Genomic DNA, 17,564 nt, shown 5'->3' with positions numbered 1-17,564 from the left:
ACGCACGCCGCCGGTGACCGGTGCCCGACCGCCTCGCTAGCATGAGAGCATGCACCGACCTGTCAGTTTCCGCCTCCGACTGTCGTTGGCAGCGACGATTCTCGCCGGGCTCACCCTCCTGGGCGCGGGCCCTGCGACGGCACTGGCCGCCCCGGCCGGCACTGCCGGCGCGACATTCGCGCCCCAGTCGGTCTCGGCCGGCGTCGACGATTTCAGTTTTGCGTCCCTGCACGCCGACTACAGGCTCGGCCGCGACGAGGAGGGCCATTCCACCCTGGCCACCACCGAAACCCTTGTCGCCCAGTTTCCCGAGACCGACCAGAACAAAGGCATCCGGCGGCAGATCCCCACCCACTACCGGGGCGAGCCCACCAACCCGACCAACGTCAGGGTCACCGACGAGAACGGTACCGAGCGGGACTTCGACACCGACACCGACAGCGACGACTCCGATGACGAGTTCCTCACCATCACCATCGCCGCCGACGACTTCGTCCACGGCGAACAGACCTACGTCATCAGCTACACCCAGAAGAACATCGCCCACTTCCCCGACGACACCACGGATGAGGAGTTCTTCTGGGAGGTGAACGGCACCGGATGGGCGCAGCCGTTCGGCACCGTCTCCGCCACGGTGCACGTGGCAGCTGACCTGGTTCCCGCCCTCACCGGTCAGACCGCCTGCTACCAGGGCGTGTCGACATCCGGCGCGACCTGCGACACGCTCCAGAGCGCCGCCGACGGCGACGAATGGGTCATCGAGGCCACCGCACGCGACCTGGGTCCGCACGAGGGCCTCGCCGTCGCTGTGGGCTTCGACGAGGGAACCTTCGTCCCCAGGGACGATTCGTTCACCGCCAACGCGTTCCCGACGATCGCGTTGCTCGCGGCGCTGGCCGCGCTGGCCACGGCCGTGATCGGCGTCGCCCTGCGCAACACACGCTGGCGCAACCAGCCGGGCCGACCCACCATCATCGCCGAATACCTGCCGCCGACGGGCGTGAACCTGCTGCAGGCCGGCGGCGTTCTCGGCGCCAAGGCCGACGGCAAGTCCCTCACCGCCCAGTTCCTGCAGTTCGCCGTGAACGGAAATGTGCGGGTCCTCGAGGGCGACGGCAAGAACCACTACCTCCTCGAGCTGCGCAGCCGGGCGGGCCTTGACCCCACCGAGCGTGCCGTTCTCGACGCCCTGTTCGCCGCCCATCGGCCCATCGGCATCACGCGGGACTTCAAGAAGACGGACGCGAAACTGGGCACCGCCCTGACGGCCGCCAAGAGTGAGGCCCGCAAACAGCTGCTCACCGACGGACTGCGCGAGAAGAAGGGCGGCGCCCTCCGCGGGTGGCTGCTCGGTGTGGCCATCGTCGCCGGCTTCGTCGCGATGATCGCGAGCATAGTGTCGTTCGCCACCGAGGTCGCCGGCGCGTGGCCCGCGCTGCTCCTGGTCGTTGGCCTGGTCGCCGCGATTGTCACGATTGCCGTGACCGCCGACGTGCGCCCGCTCACGGCCCGCGGCGCCGAACTGCGCGACTACCTGAAGGGCGTCTCCCTGTACATCTCACTGGCCGAAGCGGACCGACTTCGGGTGCTGCAGAGCCCCGAAGGCGCCCTGCGCACCCCCTCCCGGCCGAAGGAGACTCCCGGTGCGGTGGCGACCGACCCCGTGCAGGTGCTCAAGCTCTATGAGCGACTGCTGCCCTTCGCCGTGCTGACCGGTCAAGAGAAGGAGTGGTCCAAGGTGCTGGGCGACTACTACGCCGGTGCCCACCAGCAGCCGGACTGGTACGTCGGCACCGCGCCGTTCAGCGCCGCGTATTTCGCCACCGGCGTCTCGGCGTTCGCGACGTCAGCGTCGACGGGGATCGCAACCAGCTCGGCCGGTTCCGGTTCGAGCGGTGGTGGCTCCGTCGGCGGCGGCGGAGGCGGCGGCGGGGGAGGGGGCGTCTGATGGGCACCCCGGCAGAACCTACCTACACCCGCTCGGCCCTGGCGCCCGGCCTGCTCGGCGCGATAGCCCTGCTGGCCGGACTGGCCCTGCTCGATGTCGACAGCTTTGTGATCATCCGCTACATCGTCAGCATCCTGGCCCTCATCATCTGCGTCTTCGTCATTCAGGCCAGGGCATGGTGGTGGCTCATCGGGCTGGTGCCGATCGCGGTGCTGTGGAATCCGATCGTCGTGATCGAACTGCACGGGCAGGGCTGGGTGTCCGCTCAGTTCATCGCCGCTCTGGTCTTCATCATCGTCGGAATCCGGACCAAGGTCCCGACCGCTGTGCACCGCTAAATCCGGGGGCGGGCATAGACTAAGGATGCGTCTGGAGCCGGGCTCGACCGTGGCCCCGCGGCCATCAGTGCACAAGTGACTGAAAAGCTGCGGCGTCCCGCTGTTCGATCATGGGGTTCGGCGTATCGATCGCACAGGCATCCTGCGGATGCGCAACACGACCAGCGCGCATTGAGTGATGCGCTGGTGTGAAGTGGAGAAAAATGGCACACACCCGCCCCAACGGAGCGGGCCGCGCTGGAGCCGGCAGCGGTCGAACACGTCAACGACCGCGCTCGCGCGACGACGACGCCCCGATCATCCCGATCCTCGCCCGCAAGGTGCGCGAGGTCGAAGCCAAGGCTCAGAGCGGCACCAAGCTCGGCCCCACCAACCGCACGAAGTACCAGGTCATCGCGCTGCTGATGCGCGAAGAACGCGCCCGCGTGAAGACCGACCCCGAACTGACCGACGCGAACCGCGCCGAACTTCTCAAACGCCTCGACGGTATCGCCCAGATCCTTGCGAAGACCGCCGCCCGCGACACCAGTCTGATCACCCTGCTCGAACCGGATGCCGGCGTCTCCACCGTCGCGCAGCGGTTCCGCCGCGACTGGCTGCTGGAATCGGGCGCGGAACTCAGCCCGGACGAGCTCATCATCACCCGCGAACCCGAGGCCAAGCCTGAGGTGCCGCAGAACCAGGTCATCCCGCAGTCCGTGCGTGCCCGCCAGATGGCCAATCCTTTCCTGGCCCCCGACTTCAGCGCCGTGAAGGCCGCACCGGTGTCCTCGGCTCGTCGCCTGGCCAACTGGGAGCTGCTCGGCCCGCTGTTCAAGGCCTTCGAGTTCGGTTCCGGCGGCCAGGCCGCCAGCATGGACCTGCCCGAAGCGCCCAACGTCGACAGGTTCTCTCCGCGCGGCATGGAGCTCATGCGCCACCAGGCACGGTTCGTCGAAAGCGCCCGCCTCGGCCACCGCAGCTACCTGCTCGCCGACGAGCCCGGCCTGGGCAAGACCGCGCAGAGCCTGCTCGCCGCCTCCGTCGCCGGTGCCTACCCGCTGCTGGCGATCGTGCCCAACGTCGTGAAGATGAACTGGGTGCGGGAGGTCGAACTGTGGACGCCGCACCGGCGCGCCACGGTCATCCACGGTGACGGCGACACCCTCGACGCCTTCGCCGATGTCGTCGTGGTCAACTACGACGTTCTCGACCGGCACCTGGCCTGGCTCGGCACCCTGGGCTTCAAGGGCATGGTCGTCGACGAGGCCCACTTCATCAAGAACCTGCAGTCGCAGCGGTCCAAGCACGTGCTCAGCCTCGCCGAGCAGATCCGCCGCCGCACCCCGGGCAACAACCCGCTGCTGATGGCGCTGACCGGAACCCCGCTGATCAACGACGTCGACGACTTCCGCGCCATCTGGCAGTTCCTCGGCTGGATCGACGGCGACAAGCCGACCGCCAAGCTCATGACACGCCTGGAGGAAACCGGGCTCACCCCCGCTGATGCCGGCTTCTACACCGCGGCCCGCGCCGCGGTCATCGACATGGGCATCGTGCGCCGCCGCAAGGTCGACGTCGCCGCCGATCTGCCCGCCAAGCGCATCGCCGACCTCCCGGTGGAGCTCGACAGCGAACTGGGCCGCTCCATCCAGAAGGCCGAACGTGAGCTCGGCGCCCGCCTGGTGCAGCGGTACAAGGCCCTCGTCGCCGCGCGCCACCCCGGCGTGCGCAACCCGGAGATCGACGACGAGCAGCGCGCCGCGTACATCCGCGCCGTCGCCCACGCCGATCTCGAGGAATCCAAGGGCACCAGCACCGGTGAGAACGTGTTCACCATGGTGCGCAAGATCGGTCAGGCCAAGGCCGGGCTCGCCGCGGACTACGCGGCCCAGCTGGCCCACTCGGTGGGCAAGGTGGTGTTCTTCGCCAAGCACATCGACGTGATGGATGCCGCGGAGGAGATCTTCGCCAAACGGGGCCTCCGCACGGTATCGCTGCGGGGCGATCAGAGTGCCCTGGCCCGCCAGGCCGCGATCGACTCGTTCAACACCGACCCCGAGGTCGCCATCGTGGTGTGCTCGCTGACGGCGGCCGGAGTCGGCGTGAACCTGCAGGCAGCATCCAACGTGGTGCTCGCCGAACTGAGCTGGACGGCGGCCGAGCAGACGCAGGCCATCGACCGGGTGCACCGGATCGGCCAGGCCGAACCTGTCACCGCCTGGCGGATCATCGCCGCTCACACTATTGACGCGCGCATCGCCGAACTCATCGGCAGCAAGCAGGGCCTCGCGGCCCGCGCGCTCGACGGGGCAGACGAAGACGTCTCCGCGGCAGATTCAGTTCAGGCCAGCGCGTTGGTCTACGTACTCACGCAGGCGCTGGACGGTGAGCTGTAACACCGGGCCGGAAGTCCCTATCTCAGAGCAGCGCCGCCGGTGTTGACTTGATCCAGGCCAATGCTCGCCGCCATGATGGTGGACGGGCGATCCGCCGAAACACACATGCATGTAATAAGGAGTAGCCAAGAAATGAAGATCGGTATCCTCACCAGCGGCGGAGACTGCCCGGGCCTCAACGCAGTGATTCGGGGTGCCGTCCTCAAGGGAGGACGCGCATACGACTCAGAGTTCGTGGGCATCCGCAACGGCTGGCGCGGGCTGGTACAGGGCGAGTTCATGAAGCTCGACCGGCACAGCGTTCGTGGCCTGTCCCGCCAGGGCGGCACCATCCTGGGTAGCTCGCGCACCAACCCTTACGAGGGCGAGAACGCGGGCCCGGAGAACATCCAGAAGACCATGGACGCCGAGGGTATCGACGCCATCATCGCCATCGGCGGAGAGGGCACCCTCACGGCGGCCCGCCGCCTCACGGATGCCGGTATCAAGATCGTCGGCGTGCCCAAGACCATCGACAACGACCTCGCCGCCACCGACTACTCCTTCGGCTTCAACACCGCGGTCGAGATCGCCACCGAGGCCATCGACCGTCTCCGCACCACCGCTGACTCCCACGGCCGCTGCATGGTCGTCGAGGTCATGGGCCGCCACGTGGGCTGGATCGCCCTGCACTCCGGCATGGCCGGCGGAGCACACGCCATCCTCATCCCCGAGCAGCCGCAGACCATCGAGCAGATCTGCGAGTGGGTCGAGAGCGTCCGCGACCGCGGCCGCGCGCCGGTCCTCGTGGTTTCCGAAGGATTCCTGCTCGCCGAAATGGGCGAGGCGCACTCGCACAAGGGCCTGGACGCGTTCAACCGTCCGCGCCTCGGCGGCATCAGCGAGCTCATCGCCCCGATGATCGAAGAGCGCACCGGCATCGAAGCGCGGGCGACCGTGCTCGGCCACACCCAGCGTGGTGGCGCCCCCTCGGCCTACGACCGGGTGCTGGCCACCCGTCTCGGCATGTCAGCGGTCGACGCCGTCATCGAGGGCAAGTGGGGTTCGATGGTTTCCCTCAAGGGCACCGACATCCGCAACGTCAGCATCGCCGACGCCACGATGGACCTCAACCGGGTCACCCAGGAGCGTTACGACGAAGCGGCCGTGCTCTTCGGCTAAACCCGTACTCGTCACAGAACTGCCCGGACGACTCAGGTCGGCCGGGCAGTTTCTGTGTGACGAAAAGTCAGGCGGCGGGTGCGAGCTTGGCCTGCACCTGCGCGAGCGACGGGTTCGTCGCGGCCGAGCCATCCGGGAACAGCACTGTCGGCACGGTGCGGTTGCCGCCGTTGAGGCTCATCACGAGCTCTGACGTGCCGTCGACCTCTTCGACGTTCACCTCGGTGTAGCCGATGCCGACCTTGTCGAGCTGGCTTTTCAGGCGCGAGCAGTAGCCGCACCAGGTGGTGGTGAACATCGTGATAGTTCCGGTCTCAGGCACAAAATCCATGGGTACAGCGTAACCGAGGATTCTGGAGCCACGCGGGGCGCTCGCTACGATGACACCATGACCGACCTGCCCCAGGTGTGCGTGTGCTACCTCACCCGCCTCTCCGAGACCGGCGAGCCCCAGGTTCTGCTCGGCCGCAAGAAGAAGGGTCTGGGTCTGGGCAACATCGTCGGGCTCGGCGGCAAGCTCGAACCCGGCGAATCCGCCCTGGATGCCGCGGTGCGGGAGATCGAGGAAGAGTCGGGCCTGACCGTGGGAGCCGACGCGCTCACCCCGATGGGGGTGCTCACCTACCTGTTCCCGCACAAACCTGCCTGGAGCCAGCGGTCGAACGTCTTCGTCACCGACCGGTTCAGCGGCATTCCGCGCGAATCCGACGAGCTGAACCCTGAATGGTTCACGATCGCCCGGCTACCCGTCGACGAGATGTGGGATGACGCCAAGCACTGGCTGCCCGGTGTGCTGGCCGGACAGCGAGTCGAGGCCACCTTCACCTTCGGTGCGGACCTCGCCACCGTCGTGGCCCGCGACTGACGTCCTGCCGCCTGAATTCCGGGTGAACGGCGAATGAACGCACCCTGAATTGACCTGCCCGCCTCAGGCTGTCAGGATCAACGAGGCCCGGTTTCGAGCCAGCCATCTCTCTTGCGTGCCGGTTATGTATGTACCCGACCACGGTTCGGGTAATACAAGGAAAGACGCCGGTGGATTTCACCCTTATCGTCGCGCTGGTCATCGCACTGGCACTCATCTTCGACTTCACCAACGGATTCCACGACACGGCCAACGCCATGGCCACCCCGATCGCAACCGGGGCCATGAAGCCCAAGGTCGCGGTCGGTGTTGCGGCAGTCCTCAACCTCGTCGGAGCGTTCCTGTCCACCGAGGTCGCCAAGACGGTCTCCGGCGGCATCATCAAGGAGGGTGACGGAGGAATCCAGATCAGCCCGGAAATGATCTTCGCCGGACTGATCGGCGCGATCGTCTGGAACCTGATCACCTGGCTGCGCGGCCTGCCGTCCAGTTCCAGTCACGCCCTGTTCGGCGGCCTCATCGGCGCCACCATCATCGGGGTGGGGGCGCAGGCCGTGGCCTTCGACGTCGTCCTGGCCAAGGTGATCCTGCCCGCGCTGATCGCTCCGATCACCGTCGGCATCGTCGCGTACCTCGCCACCCGCCTGGCCTACGCCATCACCCGCCGCGACGCCGGCAAGCCTGATGGCCGCGGCGGCTTCCGCTACGCGCAGATCTTCTCCTCGTCGCTGGTGGCCCTCTCGCACGGCACCAACGACGCACAGAAGACCATGGGCGTGATCACACTGACCCTCATCGCCGGCGGTTACCAGGCCGTGGGTTCGGGCCCGCAGTTCTGGGTGGTGGCCTGCTGCGCCCTCGCGATCGCGATCGGTACCTACACCGGCGGCTGGCGCATCATCCTCACCATGGGCCGTGGGCTCACCGAGATCAAGCCCGCCCAGGGCTTCGCCGCCGAGACCAGCACCGCCGCGACCATCCTCGCGTCCAGCCACCTCGGCTTCGCTCTCTCCACCACCCAGGTCGCCTCCGGGTCGGTCATCGGCTCCGGCTTGGGCCGACGCGGCTCCACGGTGCGTTGGGGCATGGCCGGCCAGATCGCGCTGGGCTGGCTGCTCACCCTGCCGGCTTCCGCCATCATGGGCGCGTTCGCCGCAGGTCTCGCCCTGCTCGGCCCGATCGGCATCGTGCTCGACGTCGTCATCGGCACGGCCGTGGTCTACGTGCTCTTCCAGTGGTCCAAGCGCGACAGGATCTCACACGACAACCTGCACGACATCGATGACGCGGGCCACGTCGTGAAGATCAAAAAAACGCCCCGCAAACCGTCCCGCAAGGACCGACAGAAGGTTGCACTGTGATCGACTGGGCCGCTTTCCTCGTTGTCGCGGCAGCCGCGCTGGTATCCTCGGCCGTCGTCGTCTCGCTCTACTCGCTGGGCCTGCGCCTGCTCACCACGGCCGGGCGCATCCCGACGGTGGAACCCGCCGAGTTCACCGGCGCGATCACCGTGCTCAGCCCGGCGCGGGCCGCTAAGGACGCCAAACGCGCCCGTAAGGCCCTCAAGGCCAACCCGCTCACCGACATCCAGAAGTCGGTCGCTCAGTACGCCGGCTACCTCTGCTTCGCGCTGTGCGGCCTGATCGTGCTCTACGGCGTCTACCTGATCGTCCCCGCCCTGCACCGGTAACGACCAGCCCCGCGAACCGAGAGAAAGCCCCGAAAAACCGCTCGGGAAGGTGCTCAGCTCACAGTTCGCGGGCCGGAAGCGGGCTACGCCGTGCGGCGCACCCGGGCCACCCAGGTCATCACGTGGTAGATCACGATGGCGGCCACGGTGCCCAGCGCGATGCCGTTGAACGTGAGGGTGCCGGCGCTGAAGGTGTAGTCGGCGATGCCGATGATCAGGGCGGTGGCGGCGGTGAACTGGTTGACCGGCTTACTGAAGTCCACCTTGTTGTCGAGCCAGATCTTCACGCCGATGATGCCGATGAGCCCGTACAGGGCCGTCGTGACGCCGCCGAGCACTCCCGCCGGGATGGTGCTGATGACGGCGCCGATCTTGGGGGAGAGGCCCAGCAGCACCGCGGTGATGCCGGCCACCCAGTACGCGGCCGTGGAGTAGATCCGGGTGGCGGCCATCACGCCGATGTTCTCGCCGTAGGTGGTGGTGCCGGAGCCGCCGCCGAAGCCCGCCAGCACCGTGGCGAGACCGTCGGCGAGCAGCGCACGGCCGGTGAGCTTGTTGACCGAGCTGTCGGTCATCTGCGCGACACCGCGGATGTGGCCCACGTTCTCGGCGATCAGCACCAGCACCACGGGCAGGAACGCCGGCAGGATCGCCCACACCGCGGGATTCTCGAACGGGTTCGTCGGCAGGGTCAGCGGCGGCAGGCCGACCCAGGCGGCGTCACCGACGGCACTGAAGTCCACCTCGCCCTGGATGACCGCGGCGATGTAACCGACGATGACGCCCAGGAAGATCGACAGCCGGCCGAGGATGCCGCGGAACAGCACCGTGGAGAGGATGACGGCGGCGAGGGTGATCAGCGCGGTGAGCGGCGCCAGGGTGAAGTTGGCCTTCGCCACCGGTGCCAGGTTGAAGCCGATCAGCGCGACGATCGCACCGGACACCACCGGCGGCATCAGGGCGTCGATCCAGCCGGCCCCGGTGAACTGCACGATGGCGCCGACCACGGCCAGCAGCACTCCGACGGCCAGGATGCCGAACAGCGCGCTGCCCATGCCCGCGGTGGCGACGGCGGCAGTGATCGGGGCGATGAACGCGAACGACGACCCGAGGTAGGACGGCAGTTTGTTGCGCGTGATCAGCAGGAACAGGATGGTGCCGATACCGGAGAAGAGGATGGTGGTGCTCGGCGGGAAACCGGTGATCAACGGCACCAGGAAGGTGGCGCCGAACATCGCGACCACGTGCTGGGCACCGATGCCGATCGTGATCGGCCAATTCAGGCGTTCGCCGGGGGCCACGACGTCGGTGGGGCCGACGGTCTTGCCGTCGCCGTGCAGGGTCCATGGCAGTGCCATTGCTGTCTCGTTTCTCTGGGATCCGGCCGCCCGCATACCTCGCGCGGCCCTAGCTGAGCGTAGTGCTCCGCCGGCCGGGCCACCGAGTTTGCCCCGGGGTCAGCGGACCGGATTAGGATCACCCCATGACTTCGCATACCGGCGCCCGCGCTCTCGATCCGCTCGAGATCCGGGTGTCCGGCGGGCTGGTGCGCGGCGTCAGCGAGCGCGGAATCCGCGCGTGGCGAGGCATTCCCTATGCGGCTGCTCCGGTGGGCCCACTGCGTTTCCGCGCCCCCGCGGCGTCTCCGCCCTGGCCGGGCGTGCGCGACGCGACGGAGTTCGGACCCGTCGCCACCCAGAGCCATAAGGGCCAGTTCCTCGGCGCGCACCCGCGTATCCCGCAGAGCGAAGACTGCCTGGCCCTCAACGTGATCGCCCCGGATGCGCCGATCGACGACGGTGCGCTTCGCCCCGTGATGGTGTTCGTGCACGGCGGTGCCTACAGCGTCGGGTCGTCGCGCGAGAATCCCCGCCAGGGTGAGGGACTGGTCCGCCGCGCCGGGATCCTGTACGTGAGCATGAACTACAGGCTGGGCGCGCTCGGTTACCTCGACTTCAGTCGCTACTCCACGCCCGAGCGGCCGTTCGAGAGCAACCTGGGTCTCCGAGACCAGGTCGCGGCGCTCGCCTGGGTGCGCGCCAACATCCGTGCGTTCGGCGGCGACCCGGAGGCGGTGACCCTGTTCGGCGAATCGGCCGGCGGCAACGCGGTGACCACCCTGATGACCGTGCCGGCGGCCGCGGGGCTGTTCCAGCGGGCCATCGCCCAGAGCGCCCCGCCGAACGCCGTGTACCCGCCGGCGCTGACCGCCGAGTGGGCGGCGACATTCGTGCGCATCCTCGCCGAGCAGGCCCCGGCTGCCCCGGCAGCGCCGACCGCCGGCGCAGGGCACCAGGCCGAACCGCCGGTGAGCTCGGGCCTGACCGACGCCGAGGCCGTGCGTCTGCTGGTGGACGCCGACCCCGCCCGCCTCGCCCAGGCCACCACCACCCTCACCGTGCGCTCGCCCGACCAATACCCAGGCACCATCCCGCTCTGCCCTGTCATCGACGGTGACTTCCTGCCCGAACGGCCGCTCGACGCGTTCCGCGACGGCCGGGCGCACCGCATCCCGCTGCTCATCGGTACCAACCAGCGCGAGGGTTCGCTGTTCAGCGGCCGCATCGACATTCTCGCGTCAACGCCGCCGCGCATGCGGGCGGTCTTCGCCAACACCAAGAAGAAGGCCAAGAAGGCCCTCAAGGCGCAGTACCCGGGCATCCCAGCGTCGCGGGCCGCGCTCGACTTCGGCGGTGACTACTCGTTCTGGTATCCGAGCGTGAAGGTGGGCGAGCGGCACTCCAGGTACGCCCCGGTGTACTTCTACAGGTTCGACGCCGCGCCCCGGCTGCTGCGTCGGATGGGCCTGGATGCCACCCACGGCCTCGAACTCTTCCCGCTCTTCGACAGACTGGACGGCTGGTTCGGCCGGGGCATGACGGTGCTGGGCGGCCGGCGGGAGTTCAAGGCCATCGGTGCGCGCATGCAGGGTTGGTGGCTGGGTTTCGCCGGCACGGGCGTTCCGGATGCCGCCTGGCCGCCGTACACCGAGGCCGACAGATTGACGCTGGTCATCGACAGCCGCGACCGGATCGAGGCCGATCCGCAGGCCGAACGGCGAGTCGCCTGGGGCAAATTCGTGCCGCACGTTTAGCCAGCCAGGTTGGGCCGATTATCACGGCCGCGGGACGCGTCGTAGAATAAGGCGTTTGGCACGCCGCCGCACACCGACCGGGAGAGCATCATTTCCGCATCAGAGCACGAGTCCACCGCCGCAGCCCCAACCGCCACGACAGGCACCTCGACCGGAACCCCATCGGCGTCCGGTCCATCCGAGCCCACGGGGCGCGGTACCAAGTCCGTGCTCGACCGGTATTTCGAGATCACTCGCCGCGGCTCCACCTGGGGCCGTGAGGTGCGTGGCGGCCTGGTCACCTTCGTCACGATGGCCTACATCGTCATCCTCAACCCGCTGATCCTCGGCGGCTTCAGCGCCGACCAGGCCGCGGTGGATGTCGCCGGCAACTGGCTGCCCAACGGCCAGGTCGCCGCGGTGACCGCGCTGACGGCCGGTGTGATGACCATCCTGTTCGGTGTCATCGCCCGCCTGCCGTTCGGTTTCGCCGCCGGGCTCGGCATCAACTCGTTCCTGGCCGTGAGCGTCGTGGGCCAGGTCACCTGGCCGGAGGCCATGGGCCTGGTCGTCATCAACGGCCTCATCATCGTGCTGCTGGCCTCCACGGGCCTGCGCGAAATGATCTTCACCGCCGTGCCCCGTCAGCTCAAGATCGCCATCACCGTGGGGATCGGCCTCTTCATCGCGTTCATCGGCCTGGTCGACTCCGGTTTCGTGCGCTCCAGCGGCGTCGCCTCCCCGCCCGTGCAACTGGGCGAGTCCGGTTCGGTCGCCAGCCTGCCCACCGCGGTGTTCGTGATCGGGCTTTTGCTGATCGGTGTGCTCGTGGCCCGCAAGGTCAAGGGGGCCCTGCTCATCGGTATCGTCGGCACCACGGTGCTCGCCGTGATCCTGGAGGCCGTCTTCAAGGTCGGTCCGTCGCTCGGCACCAACCCGGCCGGCTGGAACCTCAACGCCCCGGTGCTGCCGACCAGCTTCGTAGCGCTGCCCGACCTGTCCCTCGTGGGCGAGGTGAGCTTCGGCGCGTTCGAGCGCATCGGTGTTCTTGCGGCAGTGATGCTGGTCTTCACCCTGGTGTTCACGAACTTCTTCGACGCCATGGGCACCATGACCGGGCTCTCCAACGAGGCCGGGGTCGCCGACAAGGACGGCAACTTCCCCCGGCTCAAGTCGGCGCTGATCGTCGAGGGCGTCGGTGCCGTCGTCGGTGGCGCCACTTCCTCCTCGTCGAACACTGTCTTCATCGAGTCCGGCGCCGGAATCGGTGAGGGCGCCCGAACGGGCTTCGCGAACGTCGTCACCGGGCTCCTGTTCCTGGCCGCGATGTTCTTCACCCCGCTCACTCAGATCGTTCCGCTCGAGGTGGCCGCAGCGGCCCTCGTGATCGTGGGCGCCATGATGGTGTCGCAGATCCGGTTCATCGACTTCAGCGACTTCTCCATCGTGCTGCCGGTGTTCCTCACCATCATCGTGATGCCGTTGAGCTACTCGATCGCCAACGGCATCGGCGCCGGCTTCATCAGCTGGGTCATCGTGCGCTCGCTTTCCGGCAAGGCGCGCGAGATCAGTCCGCTGCTCTGGGTCGTCGCGGTCGGCTTCCTGGTCTTCTTCGTGCGCGGTCCCGTCGAGGTCCTGTTCGGGGTCTAACGGATGCTGGCTTCTGGTGCGTGCGCCGTGCGAGGGGTGCGCTACTCCGGTAAGCCGCGGAGCTCCGCTGAAGGCTACGACGCCAGGGAACACGACGTCTTTCCCGAGGAGCCCGCCGCCGCGTAACTTGTGGGGTCGCACCTGCGTTTTCTTGCACAGACCCTGCCCGGAGACGACGGTTCCCTGCGTAGGGCAGGCGAAACGTGCGGCTCCGGTGCCGGGCCGGGGCCTCGCGATAGAGTGGGTCGGTCATGAGCCACAAGCTCTTCACCGACGGCAATGGAGCCCACGTGCACCCCACCAGCAGCATGTCCGCAAGAACCGAAACGACGAACGCCGAATTGACCATAGAAGACACGACCAGCCCACAGGATCTCAGCGCCGACATCCCCGCCGTCACCCCCGGCTTCCGCATCGAGCGCGACTCGCTCGGCCGCGTCGAGGTCCCCGCAGACGCCTACTGGGGTGTGCACACCAAGCGGGCGCTGGAGAACTTTCCCATCGCCAAGCGTCCGATCTCGGTCTACCCCGACTTCGTCGTGGCCCTCGCCTCGGTGAAGCAGGCCTGCGCCCGCGCGAACGCCGAGGTGGGTGCCCTCTCCCAAAAGCGGGCCGACTGGATCGACGCCGCCTGCCAGGAGATCATCGAGGGCAAGCACCACGACCAGTTCGTGGTGGGAGTCATGCAGGGCGGCGCCGGTACCTCCACCAACATGAACGCCAACGAGGTCATCTGCAACCTCGCGCTGGAAAACGCGGGCTACGGGCGCGGCCGCTACGACATTCTCAGCCCGATCGACCACGTCAACCGCAGCCAGTCCACCAACGACACCTATCCCACCGCGATCAAGATCGCCCTGGCGTTCTTCCTCAAGCACCTGCTCCGCGAACTGAAAGCGCTGCAGGGCTCCTTCTCGGTCAAGGCCGACGAGTTCGAGCAGATCCTCAAGGTGGGACGCACCCAGATGCAGGACGCGGTGCCGATGACCCTCGGCCAGGAGTTCCACGGCTTCGCCACGACCCTCGGCGAGGACTACGACAGGCTTACCGAGACGATCTGGCTTCTCGCCGAGGTCAACCTGGGCGCCACCGCGATCGGCACCGGCATCACGGCCGATCCCGGGTACGCGGCCGCGGCCATCCGCCACCTCAATCTGATCACCGGGCTCAAGCTGGAGGCGGCGCCGGACCTGATCGAGTCGACCAGCGATGCCGGCAGCTTCATGTCGTTCAGCGGCAACCTCAAGCGCAGCGCCATCAAGCTCTCCAAGATCTGCAATGACCTGCGCCTGCTCTCCTCCGGCCCGCAGGCCGGGTTCGGCGAGATCAACCTGCCGCCCCGCCAGGCCGGTTCGAGCATCATGCCCGGCAAGGTCAACCCGGTCATCCCCGAGGTCGTCAACCAGGTGGCCTTCGCCGTCGCCGGGGCGGATGTGACGGTGACGATGGCCGCAGAGGGCGGGCAGTTGCAGCTCAACGCTTTCGAACCCGTTATCGCGCACTACCTGTTCCAGAGCCTCACCTGGATGACCCAGGCGATGTGGACCCTGCGGGTGAACTGCATCGACGGCATCACCGCCAACGAGGACCGGCTCGCCGCGATGGTCGGCTCGAGTGTCGGCGTGATCACCGCGCTCATCCCGCACATCGGCTACGCGGCCGCCGCGGCGCTCGCTCAGACGGCGCTGCTCACCGGGCGCAACGTGTCCGACCTGGTGGTCGAGGCCAACCTGATGACCAGGGAAGACGTGATGCGCGAGCTCGAACCGGCCCGGTTGTCCGGGATGCGGCCCGACACCGGAACGTCCTCGATCCCCATCATCGAGTAGGCCCGCCGAGGAAAGGCGGGCGGCGCTACTCTGGTGCCGTGTCCCTGCGTGTGAGGCAACCGCTCCACAGGAACGAGCCGATCCGGCCCGATCGTCTCGCGATGCTCGACGCCGCCCTGCCCGACCTCGACTGGACGATCCTGCCGCCGGGCACCGAGCGGTTTAGGTTCCCCGCGCCCAGCGGCCGGCTGGCCGCCATCGCGCTGGGCCGGCGGGGCGACCCGCGGGTGCTGCTCGTGCCGGGGGCCACCGGGTCGAAGGAGGACTTCGTGCTGCTCGCGCCGCTGATCGCCGACGCCGGCTACAGGGTGGAGAGCTTCGACCTCGCCGGCCAGTACGAGTCCGCAGCGGCCGGGCCGGTGCCGGGCCGGCGTTTCGATTACGACCTCTTCGTTGCCGACCTGGTCGCGGTGCTGGAATCGGGGGAGAGGCCGGTGCACGTGCTCGGCTACTCGTTCGCCGGCCTCGTCGCCGAGCTGACCCTGGCGCGCCGGCCGGAACTGTTCGCCTCGCTGGTGTTGCTGACCACGCCACCGGGGCCCGGCCAGACCTTTCGCGGCGTGCGCTGGCTCGGCTCGATCAGCGGCCTGGTACCCGCGCACACCATCGCGTCCCTGATGATCTGGGGCATCGTCACCAACCGCAACCACACCCGGCCCGGCCGTCTCGACCTGGCGCGCAGGCGGTTCGGTTACACCCGGCGAGCCAGCCTCGACCAGATCATGGCTCTGATGAAGCACACCCCCGATGTGCGCAGGGAACTGGCCCGCAGCCGGGTGCCCAAGCTCATCGCCGTGGGCGACCGCGACCTGTGGAAGGTGGCGCAGCACCGGCGCTTCGCCCACCGGATCGGCGCGGACCTGCGCGTCTACCCGGCCGGGCACAGCCCCTGCGAGACCACCCCGCACCAGCTGGCCCGCGACCTGCTGGCTCTCTACGGGCGCGGTCGCTGACGGCGCAGCTTGCTGTGGTGAGTTGCCGCAAAACGACCCGTCAGGGCGCGCGAAGCAGTCTTTTGCGGCGACTCGCCGCGCGCCGGCGGATGCGCCAGGGCGAGTAGTCCGGCCAGCCTGAGAAGAGAGTGCGGCCGGCCCACGCCACCCGGCGGCCGAGCCCGCGCGGGGTCTCGAACGGGCGGGCGGAGATCGCGACCCTGAGGGAGCGGTCGAGAGTGACCGGTTCGTCGCGGCCCAGGTGCATGCTGAAGTCGAGGTCGTCGTGGACATCGTTGCGGGTGCGGCGAACTTTGTCGCGGTTGGCGGCCCAGACCCGTCGGCGCATCGCGAAATTCGATCCGAACAGCGGCGGGTGACCCAGCCAGAACCCCATCCAGCGGAAGTAGCCGCCGATGTAGATCCGGCCACCCAACCAGGCTGTGACGGGACCGCAGTTGTAGAAGTCGCCGGGACCGGTGTACACGGCGGTGTCGGGATGGGTCGTGAATCGGGCCTCGATCCGCTCCAGCCAGTCCACCGGCGGCACCGAGTCGGAGTCGAGCCGGGCGATCACGTCGCCGGTGGCCGCGTCGTAGCCGGCCGCGGTGGCCGGCCAGATTCCCCGCAGCGGTTCGCGGATCAGGCGCACACCGGCAGCGGTGGCCACGGCGGCCGTCGCATCCGTGCTGGCGTTGTCGACCACAATGATCTCGTCGGCCGGCCGACGCTGCTGAGACAGTGCGCGCAGACAGGTGCGCAGGAAGTCGGCATCGTTGTAGACCGGGATGACCACCGAGATGGTGACCGGTGGCCGGCCAGGCTCAGATCTCACGGCAGTGGGTCGTGAGGAGCCCGATCCGGTCGATGGAGACGGTGACGGTCGAGCCGTCCTTGAGGAACACCTGCGGCTTGCGGCTGTAGCCGGCGCCGCCGGGACTGCCGGTGGAGATCAGCGTGCCGGGCAGCAGCGTGGACGTCAGCGACAGGTAGGCGATGATCTCGGCAACCGTGCGCACCATGTCGCCGCTGGACGCGTCCTGCAGGATACGCCCGTCGACGTGGGTGGTCAGCCAGAGGTTCTGCGGGTCGGCGATCTCGTCTGCGGTGACCACCAGCGGGCCGGTGGGGGTGAACCCGTCGAATGACTTGCACCTGGACCACTGCGCCTCGGAAAACTGCAGGTCGCGGGCGGTGATGTCGTTCACGACGGTGTACCCGAAGACGTAGTCGAGGGCGTCGCGCACCGACACGTTGCGGGCGGGCCGGCCGATGATCACGCCGAGTTCGGCCTCGTAGTCGACCTGGCCGGTGAGGTCGCTCGGCCAGGAGATGATCGATTCGTGGCCGGTGAGCGAGTTCGGCCACAACGAGAACACCGTCGCGGCGGTCTCGCTGCGCAGCTTGAGCTCGGAGGAGTGGGCCGCGTAGTTGGCGCCGATCGCGATGATCTGCGGGGGGCGCAACACCGCAGACGAGTGCCGCAGATCGTCGATGGGGGTGAGGCTGGCACCGTGGGTCAGCGCGTTCGCGGTGAGCGCCCGCACCCTGTCGTATTCCGGGGCGCCCTTCTCGAGGAGGTCCTGGAGGTCGCGCGGGGCGTCATCGATCACCTCGTCGAGGAAGAGCGCCGCGTCGTCCACCACGATGGCTAGACGGGGGGTGGATTGGCCGTCAACTCTGAGATGCGCAAACTTCAC

Annotated in this window: 15 protein-coding genes; 11 read left to right on the top strand and 4 right to left on the bottom strand. The window is 68.2% G+C overall.

What is annotated here, in order from left to right:
- The first annotated feature begins 49 nt into the window (after positions 1 to 49).
- The 4 genes from RCH12_RS05410 (at position 50) to RCH12_RS05395 (ending at position 5,825) form a co-directional block, all read left to right on the top strand.
- Positions 50 to 1,948, top strand: coding sequence for a DUF2207 domain-containing protein (locus RCH12_RS05410; RefSeq protein ID WP_327016263.1), 1,899 nt, complete (start codon positions 50 to 52; stop codon positions 1,946 to 1,948).
- Positions 1,948 to 2,286, top strand: a complete 339-nt coding sequence (locus tag RCH12_RS05405; protein WP_243399157.1) for a DUF6804 family protein — start codon at positions 1,948 to 1,950, stop codon at positions 2,284 to 2,286. Before RCH12_RS05410 ends, RCH12_RS05405 begins: the two co-directional genes overlap by 1 nt.
- Before the next feature lie 203 nt (positions 2,287 to 2,489).
- Positions 2,490 to 4,664 carry a DEAD/DEAH box helicase gene (locus tag RCH12_RS05400; RefSeq protein ID WP_103431226.1) on the top strand — a complete coding sequence of 725 codons (2,175 nt, stop codon included), beginning with the start codon at positions 2,490 to 2,492 and terminating at the stop codon, positions 4,662 to 4,664.
- Positions 4,665 to 4,796: 132 nt separating this feature from the next.
- On the top strand, positions 4,797 to 5,825 hold the full coding sequence (locus tag RCH12_RS05395) for a 6-phosphofructokinase (RefSeq protein ID WP_088455648.1): 1,029 nt from the start codon (positions 4,797 to 4,799) through the stop codon (positions 5,823 to 5,825).
- Positions 5,826 to 5,892: 67 nt separating this feature from the next.
- On the opposite strand, the gene RCH12_RS05390 is transcribed toward RCH12_RS05395, so the two are convergent.
- Complete coding sequence (locus RCH12_RS05390) at positions 5,893 to 6,156, bottom strand: mycoredoxin (protein WP_088455649.1); 264 nt, start codon at positions 6,154 to 6,156, stop codon at positions 5,893 to 5,895.
- 57 nt (positions 6,157 to 6,213) lie between these two features.
- Between RCH12_RS05390 and RCH12_RS05385 the strand changes: the two genes are divergently transcribed.
- The 3 genes from RCH12_RS05385 to RCH12_RS05375 all read left to right on the top strand — a co-directional run bounded on the left by RCH12_RS05385 (position 6,214) and on the right by RCH12_RS05375 (position 8,380).
- Entirely contained in the window at positions 6,214 to 6,690 is a 477-nt protein-coding gene (locus RCH12_RS05385; RefSeq protein ID WP_327016262.1) for an 8-oxo-dGTP diphosphatase, read from the top strand.
- Between the two features lie 170 nt (positions 6,691 to 6,860).
- Positions 6,861 to 8,051: an inorganic phosphate transporter gene (locus RCH12_RS05380; RefSeq protein ID WP_103431228.1), complete on the top strand. Its 1,191-nt coding sequence runs from the start codon at positions 6,861 to 6,863 to the stop codon at positions 8,049 to 8,051.
- Positions 8,048 to 8,380 (top strand): peptidase, encoded by a 333-nt coding sequence (locus tag RCH12_RS05375; protein WP_103431229.1) that lies wholly within the window; start codon positions 8,048 to 8,050, stop codon positions 8,378 to 8,380. The genes RCH12_RS05380 and RCH12_RS05375 overlap by 4 nt, the downstream gene beginning before the upstream one ends.
- 83 nt (positions 8,381 to 8,463) lie before the next feature.
- Here the strand turns inward: RCH12_RS05375 and RCH12_RS05370 are convergent, their stop codons facing one another.
- Positions 8,464 to 9,738 (bottom strand): uracil-xanthine permease family protein, encoded by a 1,275-nt coding sequence (locus RCH12_RS05370; RefSeq protein ID WP_327016261.1) that lies wholly within the window; start codon positions 9,736 to 9,738, stop codon positions 8,464 to 8,466.
- Positions 9,739 to 9,863: 125 nt separating this feature from the next.
- Between RCH12_RS05370 and RCH12_RS05365 the strand changes: the two genes are divergently transcribed.
- The 4 genes from RCH12_RS05365 to RCH12_RS05350 all read left to right on the top strand — a co-directional run bounded on the left by RCH12_RS05365 (position 9,864) and on the right by RCH12_RS05350 (position 15,885).
- Positions 9,864 to 11,474 carry a carboxylesterase/lipase family protein gene (locus tag RCH12_RS05365; RefSeq protein ID WP_327016260.1) on the top strand — a complete coding sequence of 537 codons (1,611 nt, stop codon included), beginning with the start codon at positions 9,864 to 9,866 and terminating at the stop codon, positions 11,472 to 11,474.
- 87 nt (positions 11,475 to 11,561) lie between these two features.
- Positions 11,562 to 13,103 carry an NCS2 family permease gene (locus RCH12_RS05360; RefSeq protein WP_103431231.1) on the top strand — a complete coding sequence of 514 codons (1,542 nt, stop codon included), beginning with the start codon at positions 11,562 to 11,564 and terminating at the stop codon, positions 13,101 to 13,103.
- A gap of 308 nt (positions 13,104 to 13,411) precedes the next feature.
- Positions 13,412 to 14,932, top strand: a complete 1,521-nt coding sequence (locus RCH12_RS05355; RefSeq protein ID WP_103431286.1) for an aspartate ammonia-lyase — start codon at positions 13,412 to 13,414, stop codon at positions 14,930 to 14,932.
- Positions 14,933 to 15,033: 101 nt separating this feature from the next.
- Entirely contained in the window at positions 15,034 to 15,885 is an 852-nt protein-coding gene (locus tag RCH12_RS05350) for an alpha/beta fold hydrolase (RefSeq protein ID WP_103431232.1), read from the top strand.
- Positions 15,886 to 15,925: 40 nt separating this feature from the next.
- Here the strand turns inward: RCH12_RS05350 and RCH12_RS05345 are convergent, their stop codons facing one another.
- Positions 15,926 to 16,699, bottom strand: coding sequence for a glycosyltransferase family 2 protein (locus RCH12_RS05345; protein ID WP_103431233.1), 774 nt, complete (start codon positions 16,697 to 16,699; stop codon positions 15,926 to 15,928).
- Complete coding sequence (locus tag RCH12_RS05340; protein ID WP_103431234.1) at positions 16,689 to 17,564, bottom strand: fumarylacetoacetate hydrolase family protein; 876 nt, start codon at positions 17,562 to 17,564, stop codon at positions 16,689 to 16,691. Before RCH12_RS05340 ends, RCH12_RS05345 begins: the two co-directional genes overlap by 11 nt.

It is taken from the genome of Cryobacterium sp. MP_3.1, assembly GCF_035984795.1.
In the GTDB taxonomy this organism is placed as follows: domain Bacteria; phylum Actinomycetota; class Actinomycetes; order Actinomycetales; family Microbacteriaceae; genus Cryobacterium; species Cryobacterium zongtaii.
The sequence above is the reverse complement of the archived record's forward strand: the minus strand, read 5'-3'. Positions and strand labels throughout refer to the sequence as shown.

Bases quoted from the DNA above. Each gene is read 5' to 3' on its own strand.
- RCH12_RS05390 (WP_088455649.1), bottom strand. From the start codon at position 6,156: ATGGATTTTGTGCCTGAGACCGGAACTATCACGATGTTCACCACCACC.
- RCH12_RS05385 (WP_327016262.1), top strand. From the start codon at position 6,214: ATGACCGACCTGCCCCAGGTGTGCGTGTGCTACCTCACCCGCCTCTCC.
- RCH12_RS05405 (WP_243399157.1), top strand. From the start codon at position 1,948: ATGGGCACCCCGGCAGAACCTACCTACACCCGCTCGGCCCTGGCGCCC.
- RCH12_RS05365 (WP_327016260.1), top strand. From the start codon at position 9,864: ATGACTTCGCATACCGGCGCCCGCGCTCTCGATCCGCTCGAGATCCGG.
- RCH12_RS05400 (WP_103431226.1), top strand. From the start codon at position 2,490: ATGGCACACACCCGCCCCAACGGAGCGGGCCGCGCTGGAGCCGGCAGC.
- RCH12_RS05395 (WP_088455648.1), top strand. From the start codon at position 4,797: ATGAAGATCGGTATCCTCACCAGCGGCGGAGACTGCCCGGGCCTCAAC.
- RCH12_RS05410 (WP_327016263.1), top strand. From the start codon at position 50: ATGCACCGACCTGTCAGTTTCCGCCTCCGACTGTCGTTGGCAGCGACG.
- RCH12_RS05370 (WP_327016261.1), bottom strand. From the start codon at position 9,738: ATGGCACTGCCATGGACCCTGCACGGCGACGGCAAGACCGTCGGCCCC.
- RCH12_RS05350 (WP_103431232.1), top strand. From the start codon at position 15,034: ATGCTCGACGCCGCCCTGCCCGACCTCGACTGGACGATCCTGCCGCCG.
- RCH12_RS05355 (WP_103431286.1), top strand. From the start codon at position 13,412: ATGTCCGCAAGAACCGAAACGACGAACGCCGAATTGACCATAGAAGAC.